General features: G+C 59.3%; 17 protein-coding genes. 11 read left to right on the forward strand and 6 right to left on the reverse strand.

Features of this window, described 5'->3' with window-relative positions; all coding sequences use genetic code 11:
* Nucleotides 1-4: 4 nt before the first annotated feature.
* The 4 genes from trkA to def all read right to left on the reverse strand — a co-directional run bounded on the left by trkA (nt 5) and on the right by def (nt 4,275).
* On the reverse strand, nt 5-1,381 hold the full coding sequence (gene trkA / locus PG898_RS17285; protein ID WP_005326185.1) for a Trk system potassium transporter TrkA: 1,377 nt from the start codon (nt 1,379-1,381) through the stop codon (nt 5-7).
* Nucleotides 1,382-1,452: 71 nt separating this feature from the next.
* Nucleotides 1,453-2,745 (reverse strand): 16S rRNA (cytosine(967)-C(5))-methyltransferase RsmB, encoded by a 1,293-nt coding sequence (rsmB, locus tag PG898_RS17290; protein WP_161506764.1) that lies wholly within the window; start codon nt 2,743-2,745, stop codon nt 1,453-1,455.
* 60 nt (nt 2,746-2,805) lie between these two features.
* Nucleotides 2,806-3,750 carry a methionyl-tRNA formyltransferase gene (fmt, locus tag PG898_RS17295; RefSeq protein ID WP_161506765.1) on the reverse strand — a complete coding sequence of 315 codons (945 nt, stop codon included), beginning with the start codon at nt 3,748-3,750 and terminating at the stop codon, nt 2,806-2,808.
* Between the two features lie 12 nt (nt 3,751-3,762).
* Entirely contained in the window at nt 3,763-4,275 is a 513-nt protein-coding gene (gene def / locus PG898_RS17300) for a peptide deformylase (protein WP_161506766.1), read from the reverse strand.
* 108 nt (nt 4,276-4,383) lie between these two features.
* On the opposite strand from def, the gene PG898_RS17305 reads away from it, so the two are divergent.
* The 7 genes from PG898_RS17305 to aroE all read left to right on the forward strand — a co-directional run bounded on the left by PG898_RS17305 (nt 4,384) and on the right by aroE (nt 10,462).
* Nucleotides 4,384-5,472 (forward strand): LysM peptidoglycan-binding domain-containing protein, encoded by a 1,089-nt coding sequence (locus PG898_RS17305; RefSeq protein ID WP_161506767.1) that lies wholly within the window; start codon nt 4,384-4,386, stop codon nt 5,470-5,472.
* A 1-nt stretch (nt 5,473) separates the two neighbouring features.
* On the forward strand, nt 5,474-6,589 hold the full coding sequence (dprA, locus tag PG898_RS17310) for a DNA-processing protein DprA (RefSeq protein ID WP_270824662.1): 1,116 nt from the start codon (nt 5,474-5,476) through the stop codon (nt 6,587-6,589).
* Nucleotides 6,582-7,055 (forward strand): DUF494 family protein, encoded by a 474-nt coding sequence (locus PG898_RS17315; RefSeq protein WP_041206662.1) that lies wholly within the window; start codon nt 6,582-6,584, stop codon nt 7,053-7,055. The genes dprA and PG898_RS17315 overlap by 8 nt, the downstream gene beginning before the upstream one ends.
* A 55-nt stretch (nt 7,056-7,110) precedes the next feature.
* A complete protein-coding gene (locus PG898_RS17320) occupies nt 7,111-7,668 on the forward strand; it encodes a DNA topoisomerase family protein (protein ID WP_270824663.1) in 558 nt (185 codons plus the stop codon).
* A gap of 290 nt (nt 7,669-7,958) precedes the next feature.
* The gene (locus tag PG898_RS17325; protein ID WP_270824664.1) at nt 7,959-8,519 is read left to right on the forward strand and encodes a Sua5/YciO/YrdC/YwlC family protein; all 561 of its coding nucleotides are present in this window, start codon (nt 7,959-7,961) and stop codon (nt 8,517-8,519) included.
* A 108-nt stretch (nt 8,520-8,627) separates the two neighbouring features.
* Nucleotides 8,628-9,536, forward strand: coding sequence for an oxygen-dependent coproporphyrinogen oxidase (gene hemF / locus PG898_RS17330; RefSeq protein ID WP_270824665.1), 909 nt, complete (start codon nt 8,628-8,630; stop codon nt 9,534-9,536).
* 104 nt (nt 9,537-9,640) lie between these two features.
* The gene (gene aroE, locus PG898_RS17335) at nt 9,641-10,462 is read left to right on the forward strand and encodes a shikimate dehydrogenase (protein ID WP_270824666.1); all 822 of its coding nucleotides are present in this window, start codon (nt 9,641-9,643) and stop codon (nt 10,460-10,462) included.
* A gap of 1,000 nt (nt 10,463-11,462) precedes the next feature.
* Here the strand turns inward: aroE and yihA are convergent.
* Complete coding sequence (yihA, locus tag PG898_RS17340; protein WP_263684879.1) at nt 11,463-12,119, reverse strand: ribosome biogenesis GTP-binding protein YihA/YsxC; 657 nt, start codon at nt 12,117-12,119, stop codon at nt 11,463-11,465.
* A gap of 143 nt (nt 12,120-12,262) precedes the next feature.
* Here yihA and PG898_RS17345 point away from each other — a divergent pair, with 143 nt between their 5' ends.
* From PG898_RS17345 to hemN, 4 genes are all read left to right on the forward strand, one after another.
* Entirely contained in the window at nt 12,263-12,880 is a 618-nt protein-coding gene (locus PG898_RS17345) for a c-type cytochrome (protein WP_041206664.1), read from the forward strand.
* A gap of 794 nt (nt 12,881-13,674) precedes the next feature.
* Nucleotides 13,675-14,250, forward strand: coding sequence for a Der GTPase-activating protein YihI (gene yihI, locus PG898_RS17350; protein ID WP_270824667.1), 576 nt, complete (start codon nt 13,675-13,677; stop codon nt 14,248-14,250).
* Nucleotides 14,251-14,261: 11 nt separating this feature from the next.
* Nucleotides 14,262-14,702 carry a DUF2489 domain-containing protein gene (locus tag PG898_RS17355; protein ID WP_263684938.1) on the forward strand — a complete coding sequence of 147 codons (441 nt, stop codon included), beginning with the start codon at nt 14,262-14,264 and terminating at the stop codon, nt 14,700-14,702.
* A gap of 31 nt (nt 14,703-14,733) precedes the next feature.
* Nucleotides 14,734-16,107, forward strand: a complete 1,374-nt coding sequence (hemN, locus tag PG898_RS17360) for an oxygen-independent coproporphyrinogen III oxidase (RefSeq protein ID WP_270824668.1) — start codon at nt 14,734-14,736, stop codon at nt 16,105-16,107.
* A gap of 67 nt (nt 16,108-16,174) precedes the next feature.
* Here hemN and add read toward each other — a convergent pair whose 3' ends face one another.
* Entirely contained in the window at nt 16,175-17,176 is a 1,002-nt protein-coding gene (gene add, locus PG898_RS17365; RefSeq protein WP_270824669.1) for an adenosine deaminase, read from the reverse strand.
* Nucleotides 17,177-17,252 lie beyond the last annotated feature (76 nt).

The following is a 17,252-nucleotide window of genomic DNA, read 5'->3' on the forward strand; positions in this document are numbered from 1 at the left end:
GGGCTTACAGGAAGAAAGGGCTGGGTTGGAACAGGCGTTCCACTTCCGGGATGTACTTCTTGTCCACCAGGAACATCACCACATGGTCATCCTGCTGGATCTGGGTGCGATCGTGGGCGATCAATACCTCATCTCCGCGCACGACGGCACCTATGGTAGTGCCGGGCGGCAGTTTGAGCTCACCCACCGTCTTGCCCACTACCTTGGAGGTGTTCTCGTCACCGTGGGCGATGGCCTCGATGGCCTCGGCGGCGCCGCGGCGCAGACTGTAGACGTTGGCGATGTCGGCACGGCGCACGTGGGTCAGCAGGGCCGAGATGGTGGCCTGCTGGGGCGAGATGGCGATGTCGATGGAGCCTCCCTGCACCAGGTCAACGTAGGCGCCGCGCTGGATCAGCACCATTGTCTTCTTGGCACCCATCTTCTTGGCGAGCAGGGCCGACATGATGTTGGCCTCGTCCTCGTTGGTCACCGCGATGAAGACGTCGATCTGGTCGATATGCTCCTCCGCCAGCAGCTCCTGATCCGCCGCGTCGCCACAGAAGACGATGGTGTTCTCCAGGATCTCCGAGAGCTGCTCCGCCCGTTTCTGGTTGCGCTCTATCAGCTTGACGCTGTAGCGCTTCTCCAGCTGGCGGGCGAGGCCGGCACCGATATTGCCGCCACCGACGATCATGATGCGACGGTAGGGGCTCTCGAGGCGTTGCAGCTCGGACATCACGGCGCGGATGTGACCGGCGGCGGCGACGAAGAACACCTCGTCATCCGCTTCGATGATGGTGGTGCCCTGGGGGCGGATGGAGCGGCCCTGGCGGAAGATGGCGGCCACCCGGGTCTCGATGTTTGGCATGTGATCCCGCAGGGTGGAGAGGGCATTGCCCACCAGCGGGCCGCCGTAGTAGGCCTTGACGGCCACCAGACCCACCTTGCCACCAGCAAAGTCAACTACCTGCAGCGCGCCCGGATACTCGATGAGGCGACGCACATAGTCGGTCACCAGCTGCTCGGGGGCGATCAGGTGATCTACCGGTACGGATTCCGGCAGGAACAGGCGATCCCGTTCCACCAGATAGGCGGGGGAGCGGATGCGAGCCACCTTGTTCGGGGTGTTGAACAGGGAGTAGGCCACCTGACAGGCGATCATGTTGGTCTCGTCACTGTTGGTGACGGCGACCAGCATGTCCGCATCCTGGGCCCCCGCCTCGCGCAGCACCCTGGGGTGGGCGCCGTGGCCGTTCACCACCCGCAGGTCGAACTTGTCCTGCAGCTCCCGCAGGCGGTCGCTGTCGGTGTCGACTATGGTGATGTCGTTGTTCTCGCCGGCGAGGTTTTCCGCCAGCGTGCCACCCACCTGACCTGCGCCAAGAATGATGATTTTCATAGAGAAATCTTGCCCAAGGTTGCTTCGAAACGAGGGCGCCAGATACGGCGCCCCGACCCCTTATCTGCAGCTTACTGCTTGATCAGCTTGGCATAATAGAAGCCGTCCATCTCCGCCTCGCCAGGCAGGAACTGGCGACCCGGACAATCCGGGTTGTCTTGCTGGTGCAGCGGCACCAGACGGGCATCCTTGGTGTCAGCCAGGAAGGCGCGGATCTGGTCGCGGTTCTCTTCCGGCAGCACCGAGCAGGTGGCATACAGCAGGGTGCCGCCGCTTTTCAGCTTCACCCAGAGGGCGTTCAGAATACGGCGCTGGAGCTCGGCCAGCTCGCGGATGTCCTGATCCCGACGTAGCCACTTGATGTCGGGGTGACGGCGGATGACACCGGTGGCGGAGCAGGGGGCATCCAGCAGGATGCGGTCGAACTGGCCATCGGGCCACCACAGATCCGGTGTACTGGCATCCCCGTGGATCACCCGGGCGGTGAGGCCGATGCGATCCAGGTTCTCCTGCACCCGCTTGAGGCGGTTCTCGTCGGCATCCACGGCGACCACACCGGCGAGGGCGGGTTGCAGCTCAAGCAGGTGGGCCGTCTTGCCACCGGGGGCGGCGCAGGCATCCAGCACCCAGTCACCCGGCTGGGGATCGAGCAGGCGGGCAGCCTGCTGGGCTGCACCGTCCTGTACCGAGCAGTCACCGGTTTCGAAACCGGGCAGCTTGGTCACATCGCAGGGGCGCTCCAGCAGGATGCAATCCTCCCCCTCTTCGCCTGCCACCGCATTGATGCCCACTTCGGCCATGCGGGCCAGCATCTGTTCGCGGCTCTGGCGCTGGCTGTTGTTGCGGATCCACATGGGAGGGCGCTGGTTGTTGGCCTCCATGATGAACTCCCAATCCTCGGGATAGGCCTGACGCAGGCGCTTGGTGAGCCACTCGGGGTGACCAAGACGGATGCTGGGCACCCTGTCGATGCGCAGCAGTATGACTTCGGCGCTGCGCTGGAAGTTGCGCAGCACGCCGTTGATGAGGCCGCGCAGTGAGGTGCCCTTGAGCAGCTTGACGGCATTGACGGTCTCGGCCACGGCGGCATGAGCCGGAATGCGGGTGTAGATGAGCTGATAGAGACCGACCAGGATCAGATAGTGGAAGATGCGGCTCTTGTTCTTGAGCGGCTTGTCCATCATCTCGCTCACCGCCGCATCGAGGCGGGGCAGCCAGCGCAGGGTGCCGTAGCAGAGTTCTTGCAGGAGGGCGCGATCGCGAGGCGCCACCTTCTCCTGGGCAGCAGGCAGAACAGCGGAGAGGGATTGGCCCTGATCCAGCACCTGTTGAATAACGAGAGCAGCCTGTGCACGTGTTTTCATAGCGTTACCTTAGATGCGCAAGTCGGGACCTGGGCCCCGCTTGTGTCAATTCAATCCAGTTCAATGCAATTGCGTGCCGGGTTCAAACCAGTCGCGGCGAGAGTTGAGCAGATCCGGGACGGACATGGCCTTCTTGCCGGGCGGTTGCAGGGTCAGCAGACGCAGCACCCCCTTGCCGGTGGCGACGTCGATCCCCTGCTTGTCGGCCTTGAGCAGGGTGCCGACGGGTTGGCCATGGTCGCTGTCGATGACGGTGGCTTGCCATACCTTGATGGTCTGTTCCGCGACCTCGAACCAGCTGATGGGCCAGGGATTGAAGGCGCGAATGCAGCGTTCGATGGCGACGGCCTCCATGGACCAGTCGATGCGGGCCTCTTCCTTGGAGAGCTTCTGGGCGTAGTTGGCCAGCGCGTCGTCCTGCACCTCGGCCGTTGTGTCACCGGCGGCCATGGCATCCAGGGTGTCGACCAGCGCCTGCGGGCCCAGCTCGGCCAGCTTGTCATAGAGGCTGGCGGAGGTCTCATCACTGGCGATGGGGCAGCTCACCTTGCGGATCATGGCGCCGGTATCCAGCCCCACATCCATCTGCATTATGGTGACGCCGGTTTCGCTATCGCCGGCCCAGATGGCGCGCTGAATGGGGGCGGCACCGCGCCAGCGTGGCAGCAGGGAGCCGTGCACGTTGAGGCAGCCCAGCCGCGGGGTGTCGAGCACTGCCTTGGGCAGGATCAGGCCATAGGCCACCACCACCATGAGATCGGCGCCAATGGCGGCCAGCTCGGCCTGGGCCTCTTCATTGCGCAGGGACGCCGGCTGGTAGACAGGCAGAGCGTGGGCCAGCGCCAGTTCCTTGACCGGGCTGGCAGTGAGTTTCTGACCACGGCCAGCCGGCTTGTCGGGCTGGGTGTAAACGGCAACGACCTCGTGGTCGGAAGACAACAACGCCGCCAGGTGACGGGCGGCGAAGTCGGGGGTGCCGGCAAAAATCAGTTTCAGCTTGTTCAATGGGGCAGATCCTCAGAGGACTTTGCGATCTTCACGGGCCATTTTTTCCAGCTTCTGACGGATGCGCTGGCGCTTGAGCGGGGACAAGTAATCCACAAACAGCTTGCCGACCAGATGATCCATCTCATGCTGTATGCAGATGGCGAGCAGATCGTCCGCTTCCAGCTCGAATGGCTTGCCGTGGCGATCCAGCGCCCGGACCTTGACCCACTCGGCGCGTGGCACCAGTGCGCGGCTGCCGGGCACGGAGAGGCAACCCTCTTCGATACCGGTGCTGCCTGACTGCTCCAGGATCTCGGGGTTGATCAGCACCAGCTGATCTTCACGGTCTTCAGAGATGTCGATGACGATGATGCGTTGATGAATGTCGACCTGAGTCGCGGCCAGGCCGATGCCTTCCTCCGCGTACATGGTTTCGAACATATCATCTACAATCTGTTGTAACTCGGGTGTAATGGTCTCGACAGGGGCTGCGACTGTACGCAGGCGCTCATCGGGGAAACGCAATACATCTAGAATGGCCATAGTTTTTTCTTTAGTTTCATATAAACGCAGTCAATATTGACGTAATTCTAGTCATTTACGTCGACAAAAAACAGCAACACTTTGCGTGCAGAAGTAACAGGGAGTGTTATGCATCTGAAGCAAATCATCATCGCCTGTCTGGCGACAGCCTTGGCCAATGGTGCCATGGCACAGCAGTTGACGCTGAAATCCGGCTATCCCGAGAGTTATGTGGTGCAGAAGGGGGATACCCTCTGGGATATCTCGGGCCAGTATCTGGCCGAACCCTGGCTCTGGCCACGTCTCTGGAACATCAATCCCCAGATTGCCAATCCACACTGGATTTACCCAGGAGACGTGCTGCAACTGAGCTGGGTCAACGGTGAGCCGCGTCTGGGCAAGGCCAGTCAGGACGGCAAGCAGGTTATTCACCTGTCCCCTAGGAATCGCTACGAGAACAAGGCCAACCCCATTCCGACCCTGCCCCTCAGTGAGATAGTTCCTTTCCTGCAGACCGATCACATTCTGGCCGACAGCCAGCAGAGCAAGGATCTGCCCTATGTGCTTGGCAATAACGACAAGCATATCGGCATGCTGGAGGGGGACACCCTCTATGTGCAGGGGGCGCTGAATCCGGGTCAGAGTTACGGCATCTATCGCCCTGGGGTGACTTACAAGGACAAACTGACCGGCGAGCAGCTCGGTCAGGAGGCGATTTTCGTCGGTACTGTGCGAGCGGAGGACCGCTTGGCGAACGACAGCACCAGAGTCACTCTGACGCACAGCAGGCGCGAGGTGTATCAGGGAGACAAGGTTATCCCGTTGCCACCGCAGGAGAGCCTCTCTGCCGTCTTTATGCCAAAGGCGGCGCCGGTTATTTCCCCCGGTTATGTGATCGAGTTGCCGAGCAAGGTGCGTGGGGGAGGCAAGTTTGACATTGTCCTCATCAACAAGGGGTCGCGCGATCAGATAGCTCCTGGCGATGTGCTCGAGATCCTGCGTCCCGGTGCCGAGATGGTGGACAAGAATGGCAAGGTTTCATATCGGGAATATGCTTCCGTCTATGACAAGGCGTTTCACTCAGCTGGCAAATCGACCCTGCCTGCCGAAGCGATTGCCCGGGTCATGTTGTTCAAGGTGTATGACAAGCTGAGTTATGGCCTCATCCTGCAGAGCCAGGATCTGGTCAGCTCGGGTTATCAGGTCAGCAATTTCTGACGTGCCACTTCCACTCGGGCGGCTGTCGCTGTGGCTGACGCTGGATGCGGTGACCGGTATCGGTCCGGTCACCGCCGCACGGCTTCTTGCGCATTTCGACGGCGACATCGACGCCCTGTTTGGCTGTGATGATGGTGTACTGAGATCGCTTGGCCTGCAATCTGCCCAACTCCGGCAGCTGAGATGGCCGTCACCCGTGGTGGAGCAGGGGCTGAACTGGGCCGAAGCGCCTGGCAATCACCTCCTTTGTCTCAATGACCCCGCCTATCCTGCCTTGCTCAAAGAGATCCCCGCCGCCCCCTTGCTGCTCTATTGCCGCGGGGATCTTGCAGCCCTTTCCCTGCCACAGCTGGCGATGGTAGGTACCCGTCATCCCACCTATGCAGGCAAGGACAACGCCGCCCGTTTGTGCGCCGAACTGGTGGAAAACGGCCTGGCGATCACCTCAGGATTGGCGCTGGGTATCGATGGAATCTGTCACCAGCAGGCCTTGGCATCGGACGGTGTGACGTTGGCGGTGCTGGGCTCCGGGCTTGACTGTCTCTATCCAAAGCGCCATCAGGGCCTGGCGATGCAGATCCTCGAGCATGGCGGTCTGCTTGTCTCCGAGCTAGCGCCGGACCAGGGACCGCTGGCTGAACATTTCCCTCGCCGCAATCGCATCATCAGTGGTCTGTCGCTGGGCACGCTGGTGGTGGAGGCGGCCGAACAAAGCGGCTCACTCATCACGGCCCGCTATGCGTTGGAGCAGGGCCGTGAGGTCTTTGCCGTACCGGGTGCGCCGCAAAATACCCAGGCCGCGGGGTGCAATCGGCTGCTTCAGCAAGGGGCCAAGCTGGTATTGAATGCGGCAGATGTCATGGAAGAGCTGCCTGCCCCTGTGCCATTAAAGAGGCTGGCGAACCCTTCTCCCGAGCCATTGCATAATAGCGAATTGCCTTATGCCGATTTGTTGGATAACGTAGATTATGAGACCACGAGCGTGGATACCGTTGCCGAGCGGGCCCAGCTTCCTGTCGAAGTGGTATTGGGCAGGTTGGTAGAGCTGGAGCTGGCCGGTGCAGTGATGGCGGTAGCCGGTGGATACGTCAGAGCGAGGAGGGCGAATCATGTTTGATGTATTGATGTACCTTTTCGAGACCTACATCCACAGCGATGCAGATGTGATGGTCGAGCAGGATGAACTCACCGACGAACTCAGCCGGGCCGGATTCAATCAGGAGGAGATTGAAAAGGCGCTCAACTGGCTGGAACGACTGGCCAATTTGCATGATAGCGAGCGGGAGGTGTATGTCACCGCCAGTGCGCAAGGTTCGATGCGGATCTACGCCCCGCAAGAGCTGGCTCGCCTCAGCACCGAGTGCCGTGGTTTCCTGCTGTTCCTGGAACAGGCCCAGGTGCTTAACGCCGAAACCCGCGAAATCTGTATCGAGCGCTTGCTGGAGCTGGACAAGCCGGATATCGAGCTGGATGACCTGAAGTGGGTCGTCATGATGGTGTTGTTCAACGTCCCGGGCAGTGAGAATGCCTACCAGCAGATGGAGGAGCTGGTGTTTGACGAGTCAGACGGTGTCATTCACTGACAGTCCGGTGCCGCGCTGGTAGAATTCAGGCCATCTGGATTCCAAGGCGCGGCCCATGTCAAAAATCGATCATCACCTCTTTTCTGCCCACGAACATGCATTCGAGCGCGAGCCGTGCCCGCAGTGTGGTGCCGAGCTGGTGATCCGTCAGGGCAAGCATGGCCCCTTCCTGGGCTGTTCGGCCTACCCCTCCTGTGATTTTGTTCGTTCCTTGACGTCCTCCGGCCGCGACATCGAAAAGGTGCTCGAAGGATCGGCCTGCCCAGATTGTGGCCAGCCACTGGCAATCAAGAAGGGGCGCTACGGCCTGTTCGTGGGCTGTACCCAGTATCCGGCCTGCCAGCATATCGAGTCCCTGCAGGAGAGCGACGATACCCAGATCCTCTGCCCAGAGTGTGGCAAGGGCCATCTGGTGAGCCGCACCTCCCGTTATGGCAAACAGTTTTACTCCTGTGATGCCTATCCTCACTGCAAGTACGTGGTGAATGACAAGCCTGTTCCCATGCCCTGCCCCGAGTGTGGCTGGGGCATCATGATCGAGAAGAAAGTGAGAGGGAGTCTGCGCTGGGTCTGCCCGCAAAAGAAATGCTGTCATCAGATTGAGCGGGTATAATCCTGCCGCCATAAGCCCGCAGGCAGCTTGCTGGCAAGGGAGTGTTTCATCTGGATTTATCACCTTGCCGTGCCGTTGGGCGCCGATCCCGATGTTGCCGCGCCGCCAGCCTCTGGACCTGCTCATGTGGCCCGGCATCGCAGGCGCTGCAGTGGCCGGTGATGAGCTGGCGCTCTGGCGGGTCAAACGTCCGAATGTACTGAAGAGGTGAAGGCACCAGGGTGCCCTCATGTCGGTTCAACTTACAACCCAGTGATGAGAGGTGACAGCCCGGCTGTCGCATTTTTTGTATGCCAAACGAATTTGAACAAGCGATGGCCGCCCTGCACCGCGAAGGGGTGATCGCCTATGCCACCGAGGCCGTCTTTGGCCTGGGATGTGATCCCGACTCCGAGGCTGCGGTACGGCGCCTGCTGGCCATCAAGCAGCGTCCGGTGGAGAAGGGCCTGATCCTGATCGCCGCCGATCTGGCCCAACTGCAGGATTACATCGACCTGAGTCAGCTCAGCAGCGAGCAGCTTGCTCGCGTGCAGGCGAGCTGGCCCGGCCCCTTCACCTGGATCATGCCTGCCCGCGCGACCACGCCGGCCTGGCTGACCGGGCAGTTCGATACCCTGGCTGTGCGCGTCACGGCCCATCCTCAGGTGCAGGCCTTGTGCCGTGCCTTTGGCAAACCCCTGGTCTCGACCAGTGCCAACCTGACTGGCGAGGAGCCTGCCCGTCGGGTAGCCGAGATAGGTGAGCTGCTGGCAAGCCAGCTGGCCCATATCCTGCCCGGTGAAGTCGGGGGACAAGCCAATCCATCCGAGATCAAGGACGCCCGTACCGGCGCCATCATTCGTCCCTCCTGAGGGGCGGCAAGTGCCTGATTTGCAGTCATGACGGGCGATGTGCTCATGGCGTGACACCACAATATAAAATGGACGGGACGATCAAGATCCTGCCTGACTGGAGACAAGATGAGCAAACCGGATGTGGCCCAGGTCAAGGCCTTCCTGCTGCAGTTGCAGGACGAGATCTGTCGGGGACTGGAGCAGGCTGACGGCGCCGGACACTTTGTGGAGGATGCCTGGCGCCGTGAAGGCGGGGGTGGCGGCCGTACCCGGGTGCTGCGCCATGGCGCTGTGATCGAGCAGGGCGGGGTCAACTTTTCCCATGTTTATGGTGATGCCATGCCGGCGTCGGCGACCGCTCACCGCCCCGAGCTGGCGGGCCGCAGGTTCGAGGCCATGGGGGTCTCGCTGGTGATCCATCCGCACAGCCCTTATGTGCCGACCAGTCATTCCAACGTCCGTTTTTTCATCGCCGAGAAAGAGGGCGAAGCGCCCATCTGGTGGTTTGGCGGCGGCTTCGATTTGACGCCCTTCTATCCGTTTGCCGAGGATGTACAGCACTGGCATCGGGTTTCCCATGATCTCTGCCAGCCTTTTGGTCAGGAGATCTATCCCGAGTTCAAATCCTGGTGCGATCGCTACTTTTTCCTAAAGCATCGCAACGAGACCCGGGGGGTGGGGGGCCTCTTCTTCGACGATCTGAACCGCTGGCCCTTTGCCGACTGCTTCGCCTTCATGCAGGCGGTAGGTCGGGGTTATCTCGATGCCTATTTGCCCATCGTCGAGCGACGCAAGGCGCTGCCCTATGGTGAGCGGGAGCGGGCGTTCCAGCTCTATCGCCGCGGCCGTTACGTGGAGTTCAATCTGGTGTATGACAGGGGCACCCTGTTCGGGCTGCAGACCGGTGGACGCACCGAGTCGATCCTGATGTCGATGCCACCCCTGGCCCGCTGGGAGTATGACTGGCAGCCGGAGGCGGGTAGCCCCGAGGCCTTGCTCTATACCGACTACCTCACGCCACGAGAGTGGCTGTGACTCGAGGGGCCATGACGGGCCCCTTTTTACTGGCCGATATTCGGCTTGTTCCCGACTGAGAAAAACCGTTAAATCGGGTGATGACCCTTTGATGGAACTCTTTGATGGATTGTTATCTGGTTTTTGGCCACCCGGTGCGCCACAGCAAGTCCCCCTTCATCCATACCCTGTTCGCCAGACAGACCCAGCAAGAGCTGGAGTATGGGCTGGCCGAGCCCGCCGTCGACGAGTTTGCTGCTACCCTGCGTAGCTTCTTTGCCAAGGGAGGCAAGGGGTGCAATGTCACAGTGCCCTTCAAGGAGCAGGCGTTCGCCCTGGTCGATCGACTCAGTCCAAGGGCCAAGCGGGCAGGAGCGGTCAATACCATCAAGCTGACGGATGATGGTGTGCTGCTGGGGGACAACACCGATGGAGCCGGGCTGGTAGCCGATCTCAAGTCCCATGGGGTGACGCTGGCAGGCAGCCGGATCCTGTTGCTGGGGGCAGGCGGTGCGGCTCGCGGTGCACTGGCGCCACTGCTGGCGGAGAAGCCGGACGAGTTGGTCATCGCCAACCGCACGCACGCAAAAGCGGAGCAGCTGGCTGCCGAATTTCACGATCTGGGGCCCGTGACCGCCCAGACCTATGAGCAGTTGGCTGGGCCGTTCGATCTCATCATTAATTCCACCTCCGCCAGTCTGCAAGGGGAGCTGCCACCGCTGGCGCCTGCCCTGATCCACGTTGATATCGCTATCTACGACATGATGTACGGTGCGACGGATACGGCCTTCATCGGTTGGGCCAAGCAGCATGGCGCCCGTCAGACCATGGATGGGCTCGGCATGCTGGTGGAGCAGGCCGCCGAAGCATTTACCGTGTGGCGTGGCATCCGGCCTGGTACCAAGCAGGTGTTGAGAGAGCTGAAGCGCAACCTGGGCACCTTGTAGGTCGGTTCGCTTATCAATCCGGTGGGGAGTGGAACAACCGTGAATGTGCAGTCCGGCAGACGGGCTCTGGCAACTTCACCCTCTGGTTTCTGAACAGAACATCTCTCTTCCTCGGGGAGAGTGCTCCCCGCAGGTAGGGGCGTGAAGTTGTCACCATTTTGAAGTGGGATTTAAATCGATAAATAACAATAAGTTACTGTCATTTCAAGCTTGTATCGTTCGCGGTTATCAAGTTTTTTCTCAAAGCAGCGGAACTTGTGCGAAATGGTGCTGACTAACTAGATAGTTGAGGAAGTGCTAGCTAGTCACCTTTATAACTCCCCGGTATTTATACTGGGGGTTTTTTTATCCATTTGAAAAATATAGAAATTTACCTCTCTCATTTTAAGTGAAACTAAATTACATAAATTACTTTCACTTTCTGCTGCTTTGCTGTACAGTTATCAGCGTAGGGTACAGAGGTAAGATGTTCTATCTTTCAGACCTTTTATTTCACGTAATTGAATGTGGCTGAATAGCAGCCCCGATGAGTCATCGTCGGGGTGTTTTTTTATGCAAAATATTTAGAGTAAATGCTTTAAATCGAGTAATCTTTTGTTAGAATAGGGATATTTCTTGAGGAAAACCAATCGTCTTTGTTCTCGAGAACTCGCTTTTTCCCAATTTTTTGAACTCATTTCTTCAGGCCGGCCCGCGACAGCGAGACTGGCCTCATTTTTATCCCTTCCTATTCCTTTCTTGTAATAAATTTTCAGTTTTGTTGATGCTCGGTATTATTTCCGGCTTGTCTGGCGGGAAAAATGAAAACGGTGTCAAGGAGGGGGGGAAGTTAATTTTCACAACAGCCTAATTTCTATCTCTCTGATTAAAAAGACTTATAAGCTATAGGGATGGGTTGTAACAGAAGGGGACGTGGGGGCTGGCCCGGGCAGGAGAAAACTGAAAGTCTTTCAATCAGCGGAGGGCCAACTCCGCTCATTGCAGCAAGAAGAGGAGTGACTTACTCCTCGATCTGGTGGTCTTCTTCTATGTCGGTCTGAGTGGTTTCGGTATTGGACAGATACCAGCCGCTCAGAGTCTGGGCCAACTTCTCGACACCTATGTTGTTGAGGGAGGAGAAAGCTTCAACCTGGATCTGCGGACCCAGTTCGGCTACTGCCTGACGCACCTTTATCACCTGATTGTTGCGGGGACCCGGGCTCAGTTTGTCTGCCTTGGTCAGCAGCAGCATCACCGGCAACTCGCGGTGTGAGCTCCATTCCAGCATGTTCATGTCGGTCTCTTTGAGCGGATGGCGAATGTCCATCAGGATCACCAGACCTTTCAAGGATTCGCGGCGCTGCAGGTATTCAGCCAGTGACTTCTGCCACTTGAGCTTCATTTCCAGCGGAACCTGCGCATAACCATAGCCCGGCAAGTCGACCAGGCGCTTGCCCGGCTCCAGTTCAAACAGGTTGATCAGCTGGGTACGACCCGGTGTCTTACTGGTCCGTGCCAGGTTCTTGTGTTTGGTCAAGGTATTCAATGCAGATGATTTACCGGCGTTGGAACGCCCGGCAAACGCAATCTCGACACCCCCATCATTTGGCAGGTGACGGATGTCGGGTGCGCTGGTCACAAAATGCACCTTATTGAAATTCAGAGTTTGTGTATCCAACGTAAATTCCCCATAGAGATAGAGGGTTATAGAGTTACTTTTTTGTGAAATCGTGTAAAATGGCGTCGCTTAAACGCGTTTATTTTAACATGCCTTCAGCGGCATGGGATCTGGAAGTCTAATAACGAGAAAGTTGGAACGCCATGAAGAACCTAGTCATTACACTTGCTCTGATGGTTGGCGTAACTGGGATGGCACAAGCCAAGGGCGATGCCGCTGCGGGACAAACCAAGGCTGCCGTCTGTGCGGCCTGTCATGGACCGGACGGCAACAGCCCAGTCGACATGTATCCCAAGATTGCTGGTCAGCACGCATCATATATCAAAAAACAATTAGTTGAACTGAAGGCTGCAGCTTCTGGCCAAACTGGTCGGGTTGCTCCCATCATGGGACCCATGGCGTTGCCTTTGTCCGATCAGGACATGGACGACCTGGCCGCCTACTTCTCCAGCCAGAAGGTGACTCCGGTTGCCGTGCCCGATGACGTGGTTGCCGCAGGCAAAGCTCTCTATATGGGAGGCGACATGGAACGTGGTCTGGCCGCTTGTACCGCCTGCCATGGTCCGCGCGGTTCCGGCGTCGAGCAGGCCAAGTATCCCAGCTTGTCCGGGCAGCACCCTGCGTATATCAAGGCGCAGCTCACTGCCTTCCGTGCGGCAGCCCGTGACAATGACCCCAATGGCATGATGCGGGATGTGGCCAAGAAGCTGACGGATCAGGACATCGAGGCGCTCTCCAAATACGTGGCGGGTCTGCACTGATAGGGTCCTGAATCTATCTTGTTGAAAAGAACAGGGAACTATCAAGGTTCCCTGTTCTTTTTTGGGGCTTCTGGCGCCATGTCTGCAAATGCCCTGCATTGTTGTAAGAGATCTCCCATTTTCGAGTCCGGTCGGGGCTGAAACAGCGTTCAACCTTCGATGCGGAAGCTATAACTTTCAATACGTTAAAAATGAGATGGCCACTTATCTTCGTTTGAAAGAATGCCGAGTGGATTGAGCCCCGCAGCGAAATTGTTACAGTGAGCCCATGGAATGACCGGGCGAGCTGTTGGCGTTCGGGTGGACAGGGAGTCGGCTCAGCAGGCAAGTGATGAGCAAGAGAGTCAGAGACCAGGATGGTGACTGCCAGGGATGAGCGGGGCTGCGGGAGGCAACCACCCCAGAAAGACGATGGGATGTTGTCAGCATGGGTTAGACAAGCACACGCACATTCAGGATCGAGCAACAAGGGTCAGGAAGACCTAACGACATGATGCGCAGAGGTACGCCAAAGGATAAAGCGATTTGCAGCCAGGGAATGGGACTCGCATGACAGGATCAAGGCAGCTTAGGCTGCCTTTTTTCTGTTGGGTCATTAACCCGCCAAGGCATTCTGTGTCAAAATACCAGCAACATGCCCAGAGGATGCCGATCCTGCGGTGTTCAGCGACCGAATATGGTCGAATTGGTGCGGGATCCCACTCTTGTTCCAGATTTACTGTTCCCCGCTTCAGCATCCTCCCCGGACGAAACAATCCCGGGGGTTTCAATCCAGTTATTTGTCGGAGTCATTCATGTCGGCCAAACAACCCATCCGCAAGCCTACCGGCAAGCGCAAAGAATCAGATGCCAGTGCCCTGGAAGGTCGTGAGCGCAAACGCGCCGCCAAGCGCAAGGGCTTGAAGGCGGGCTCCCGTCAACAGGTCGAGCAGGGCAACAAGGGCGGCAATGGCAAGCAGGCCAAGGATCCGCGTATCGGCTCCCGCAAGCCGGTCGTGCTGATCGTGGAAGAGAAGCAGAGCAAGCCGGTGGCGCCCAAGCCGCAAAAAGAGAAGAAGTTGGTGATGACACCCGAGCAGGAGCTGGCCTCCATCGAGAATGATGATCGCCTGAACGATCTGCTGGATCGACTGGATGCCGGTGAAACCCTGGAAGCGGCCGAGCAGGTCTGGGTCGATCAGCGTGTCGATCGCTATCAGGAGCTGATGGACGAGCTCGGCATCATAGACACCGACGAAGATGACGACGGTGATTTTGATGACGTCGAGTATGAAGAGCCGAGACAGCCGGCCTCCGAGGAGGAGCTGTGGGAGCGTTTCAGCCAGGTTGACTATCAGCCTGAACCCAAGCCCGAGCCGAAGAAGAAGTGATGAGTGGATGGATGCTGGCCGCCCTGCTGGGGGGCCTTGTCTTGCTGGGGCTGGCTGTCTATGCCGGCACCCTGCTGGCGCGTCTCAAGCGTCAGCACGAAATGCAGCGGCAAGCCATTGCGGCCCGCAACGAGCGCATCCTCGACAGCGTCAGAGTGATCGCCCATGCGGTACGGGATGGTCAGTGCGACTACTCGGAGGGGGCCATCCGGCTGACCAACCTGCTGGACGCCTTGCAGATCAAGGGAGGACGAGCCTTCGCCAGTGAATTCCCCGGTCTCTATGGCCTCTACGAGAAGGTGAAGGAGATGCCGACTCACGAAGCGAGGCGAGCCCTCAAGCGCAACGAAGTGATGAAGATGGATCTCGAGCGCAGCGGCTACGAGGCCGAGCTGGAGGCGCAGATCCTCAAGGATGTCGCCCGACTGAAGGACTTTCAGCTAAGCCGGTGAGCCCTGGATAACAAAGAAAGAGGAAGCAAGCGTGCAAGCAGAACAGATTGTGTGGGATCAGGCCCTGATCGAGAAATATAACTACAGTGGCCCGCGTTACACCTCCTATCCTACCGCACTGGAGTTCAACGAGGGCTTCGGTTATCCGGACTTCGTCCAGGCCGCAGGCCAGTATCCGGCGCGCAATCTGTCGCTCTACGTGCACATCCCCTTTTGCCACAAGCTGTGCTACTACTGCGGCTGCAACAAGGTGATCACCCGTCACCAGCACAAGGCCGATCAATACCTCGATTACCTCGAGCAGGAGATCAAGGCACAGGCCCCCCTGTTCAAGGACCGGCTGGTGACTCAGCTGCACTGGGGTGGCGGTACCCCCACCTACCTGAACGAGGTGCAGACTCGTCGCCTGATGGCCATCTTGCGGGAGCACTTCCAGTTTGCGGACGCAGGGGAGATCAGCATCGAGGTCGACCCGCGCGAGATCGAACTCTCCATGCTGGATGTGCTGCGGGAGCTCGGTTTCAATCGCATCAGCCTCGGCGTCCAGGATTTCAACAAGGCGGTCCAGGTCGCAGTCAACCGTGAGCAGGACAACGACTTCATCCGCGCCATGCTGGAGCGCGCCCGGGCATTGGGATTCCGCTCCACCAACCTGGATCTCATCTACGGCCTGCCGCACCAGAACCGGGAGAGCTTCCACCACACTCTGGAGGAGGTGCTCAAGACGGATCCGGCCCGCCTCTCCATCTTCAACTATGCCCATCTGCCGAGCCGCTTCGCCGCCCAGCACAAGCTGAAGGAGGAGGACATGCCGGCCCCCCGGGAGAAGCTGGCCATGCTGCAGGACACCATCGCCTTCCTCACCGGTCAGGGTTATCAGTTCATCGGCATGGATCACTTCGCCAAGCCCGATGACGAACTGGCGGTGGCCCAGCGCGAGGGCAAGCTGCATCGCAACTTCCAGGGCTATACCACCCAGGGGGATTGCGATCTGCTGGGGTTGGGGGTCTCTTCCATCAGCATGATGGGGGATGCCTATTCCCAGAACCAGAAGGATCTCAAAACCTATTACGCCCAGGTGGAGACGCTCGGCCATGCCCAATGGAAGGGGTGTTCCCTCAACCGGGACGACCTGATCCGCCGCGAGGTGATCAAGCGCCTCATCTGCGACTTCTCCCTGAACTTCGCCGCCGTCGAGCAGGCCCATGGCCTGGTCTTCAAGGAGTATTTCGCCGAGGACCTCAAGCTGCTGCAGACCTTCATCGATGATGGCCTGGTACGTATGAACGACGACGGACTGGAGGTGGTCTCCACCGGTCAGCTGCTCATTCGCAACATCTGCATGTGCTTCGACGTCTACCTGCGCAGCAAGGCGCGTCAGCAGCAGTTCTCCCGGGTGATCTGAGCCGTCGGTCGGCGCTGAACATAAAAAAACCGCCTCTCGGCGGTTTTTTTATTGGGCTTGCCAGCACTCAGCGCTGAGCCGCGCGGGCGCTCAGTTCGGCCTTCTCGGCCTCGCTCAGGAAGGCCAACATCAGACCATTGCGCTGGGCGGTGCGGATCTCGCTCTCCGTCATGCCGGCGGCCGGGGCGGCCACCTCGTATTCGTGGGGCAGGTCGATGCCTTCCACTGCGGGATCGTCGGTGTTGAGGCAGGCCAGCACGCCGGCGGCCAGGAACTGGCGGATCGGGTGATCGCTGAGGCTGGCGACCGTGGTGGTCTGGATGTTGGAGGTAAGGCAGGACTCGATGCCGATGCGGTGCTCCGCCAGATAGGCCATCAGGGCCGGGTCCTGGATGGCCTTGACGCCGTGACCGATACGCTCGGCGCCGAGATCGCGAATGGCCTGCCACATGCTCTCGGGGCCGGCCGCTTCACCGGCGTGCACCGTCACCCGCATGCCCGCATCCCGCACCTTGCGGAAGTGGTCGGTGAACAGTTCCCCCGGGAAGCCCAGCTCGTCACCGGCCAGATCGATGGCGACCAGCTTGTCTCGATGGGCCAGGCAAGCTGCCAGCTCCTTGTTGCACTGTTCGGTGCCGAAGGTGCGGCTCATAATGCCGATCAGGTTGGTCTTGATGCCGAAGTCGCGGCTGCCGGCGGCCACGCCGTCTATGATGGCTTCCACCACCCCCTGCGGGTGCAGCTTGTGGGCCATCGCCATGTAGGCGGGGCTGAAGCGCAGCTCGGCATAGTCGATACCGGCACGCAGCAGATCTTCCACGTTCTCGTATGCGACTCGGCGGCAGGCGTCGTAATCGGCCAGCACGGCCACGCCCCAGTCCAGTTTCTTCAGGAAGGCCACCAGACTCGGCTCGTTCTCGACGATCTGCACGTGAGGGCGCAGCGCTTCCAGCTCATCGGCTGGCAGCGGGATGTTGTGCAGGCGACCCAGCTCGAGAATGGTCTGCGGACGGATGTTGCCATCCAGATGGCGGTGCAGGTCGGTCAGGGGGAGGGATCTGTCAATCATGGTGGCGCCTTCTGCGAGTCGGGTTGGAAAGCCTGTCATTCTAGGCGGGGATCTTGAAAAAGATACCCCGTTTGCG

It is taken from the genome of Aeromonas sp. QDB31, from assembly GCF_027707605.1.
GTDB classification, from domain to species: Bacteria; Pseudomonadota; Gammaproteobacteria; order Enterobacterales; family Aeromonadaceae; genus Aeromonas; species Aeromonas media.

Bases quoted from the DNA above. Each gene is read 5' to 3' on its own strand.
- PG898_RS17355 (WP_263684938.1), top strand. From the start codon at position 14,262: ATGCTGGCCGCCCTGCTGGGGGGCCTTGTCTTGCTGGGGCTGGCTGTC.
- PG898_RS17315 (WP_041206662.1), top strand. From the start codon at position 6,582: ATGTTTGATGTATTGATGTACCTTTTCGAGACCTACATCCACAGCGAT.
- PG898_RS17305 (WP_161506767.1), top strand. From the start codon at position 4,384: ATGCATCTGAAGCAAATCATCATCGCCTGTCTGGCGACAGCCTTGGCC.
- hemF (WP_270824665.1), top strand. From the start codon at position 8,628: ATGAGCAAACCGGATGTGGCCCAGGTCAAGGCCTTCCTGCTGCAGTTG.
- PG898_RS17325 (WP_270824664.1), top strand. From the start codon at position 7,959: ATGCCAAACGAATTTGAACAAGCGATGGCCGCCCTGCACCGCGAAGGG.
- yihI (WP_270824667.1), top strand. From the start codon at position 13,675: ATGTCGGCCAAACAACCCATCCGCAAGCCTACCGGCAAGCGCAAAGAA.
- PG898_RS17345 (WP_041206664.1), top strand. From the start codon at position 12,263: ATGAAGAACCTAGTCATTACACTTGCTCTGATGGTTGGCGTAACTGGG.
- PG898_RS17320 (WP_270824663.1), top strand. From the start codon at position 7,111: ATGTCAAAAATCGATCATCACCTCTTTTCTGCCCACGAACATGCATTC.
- rsmB (WP_161506764.1), bottom strand. From the start codon at position 2,745: ATGAAAACACGTGCACAGGCTGCTCTCGTTATTCAACAGGTGCTGGAT.
- def (WP_161506766.1), bottom strand. From the start codon at position 4,275: ATGGCCATTCTAGATGTATTGCGTTTCCCCGATGAGCGCCTGCGTACA.
- trkA (WP_005326185.1), bottom strand. From the start codon at position 1,381: ATGAAAATCATCATTCTTGGCGCAGGTCAGGTGGGTGGCACGCTGGCG.
- aroE (WP_270824666.1), top strand. From the start codon at position 9,641: ATGGATTGTTATCTGGTTTTTGGCCACCCGGTGCGCCACAGCAAGTCC.
- add (WP_270824669.1), bottom strand. From the start codon at position 17,176: ATGATTGACAGATCCCTCCCCCTGACCGACCTGCACCGCCATCTGGAT.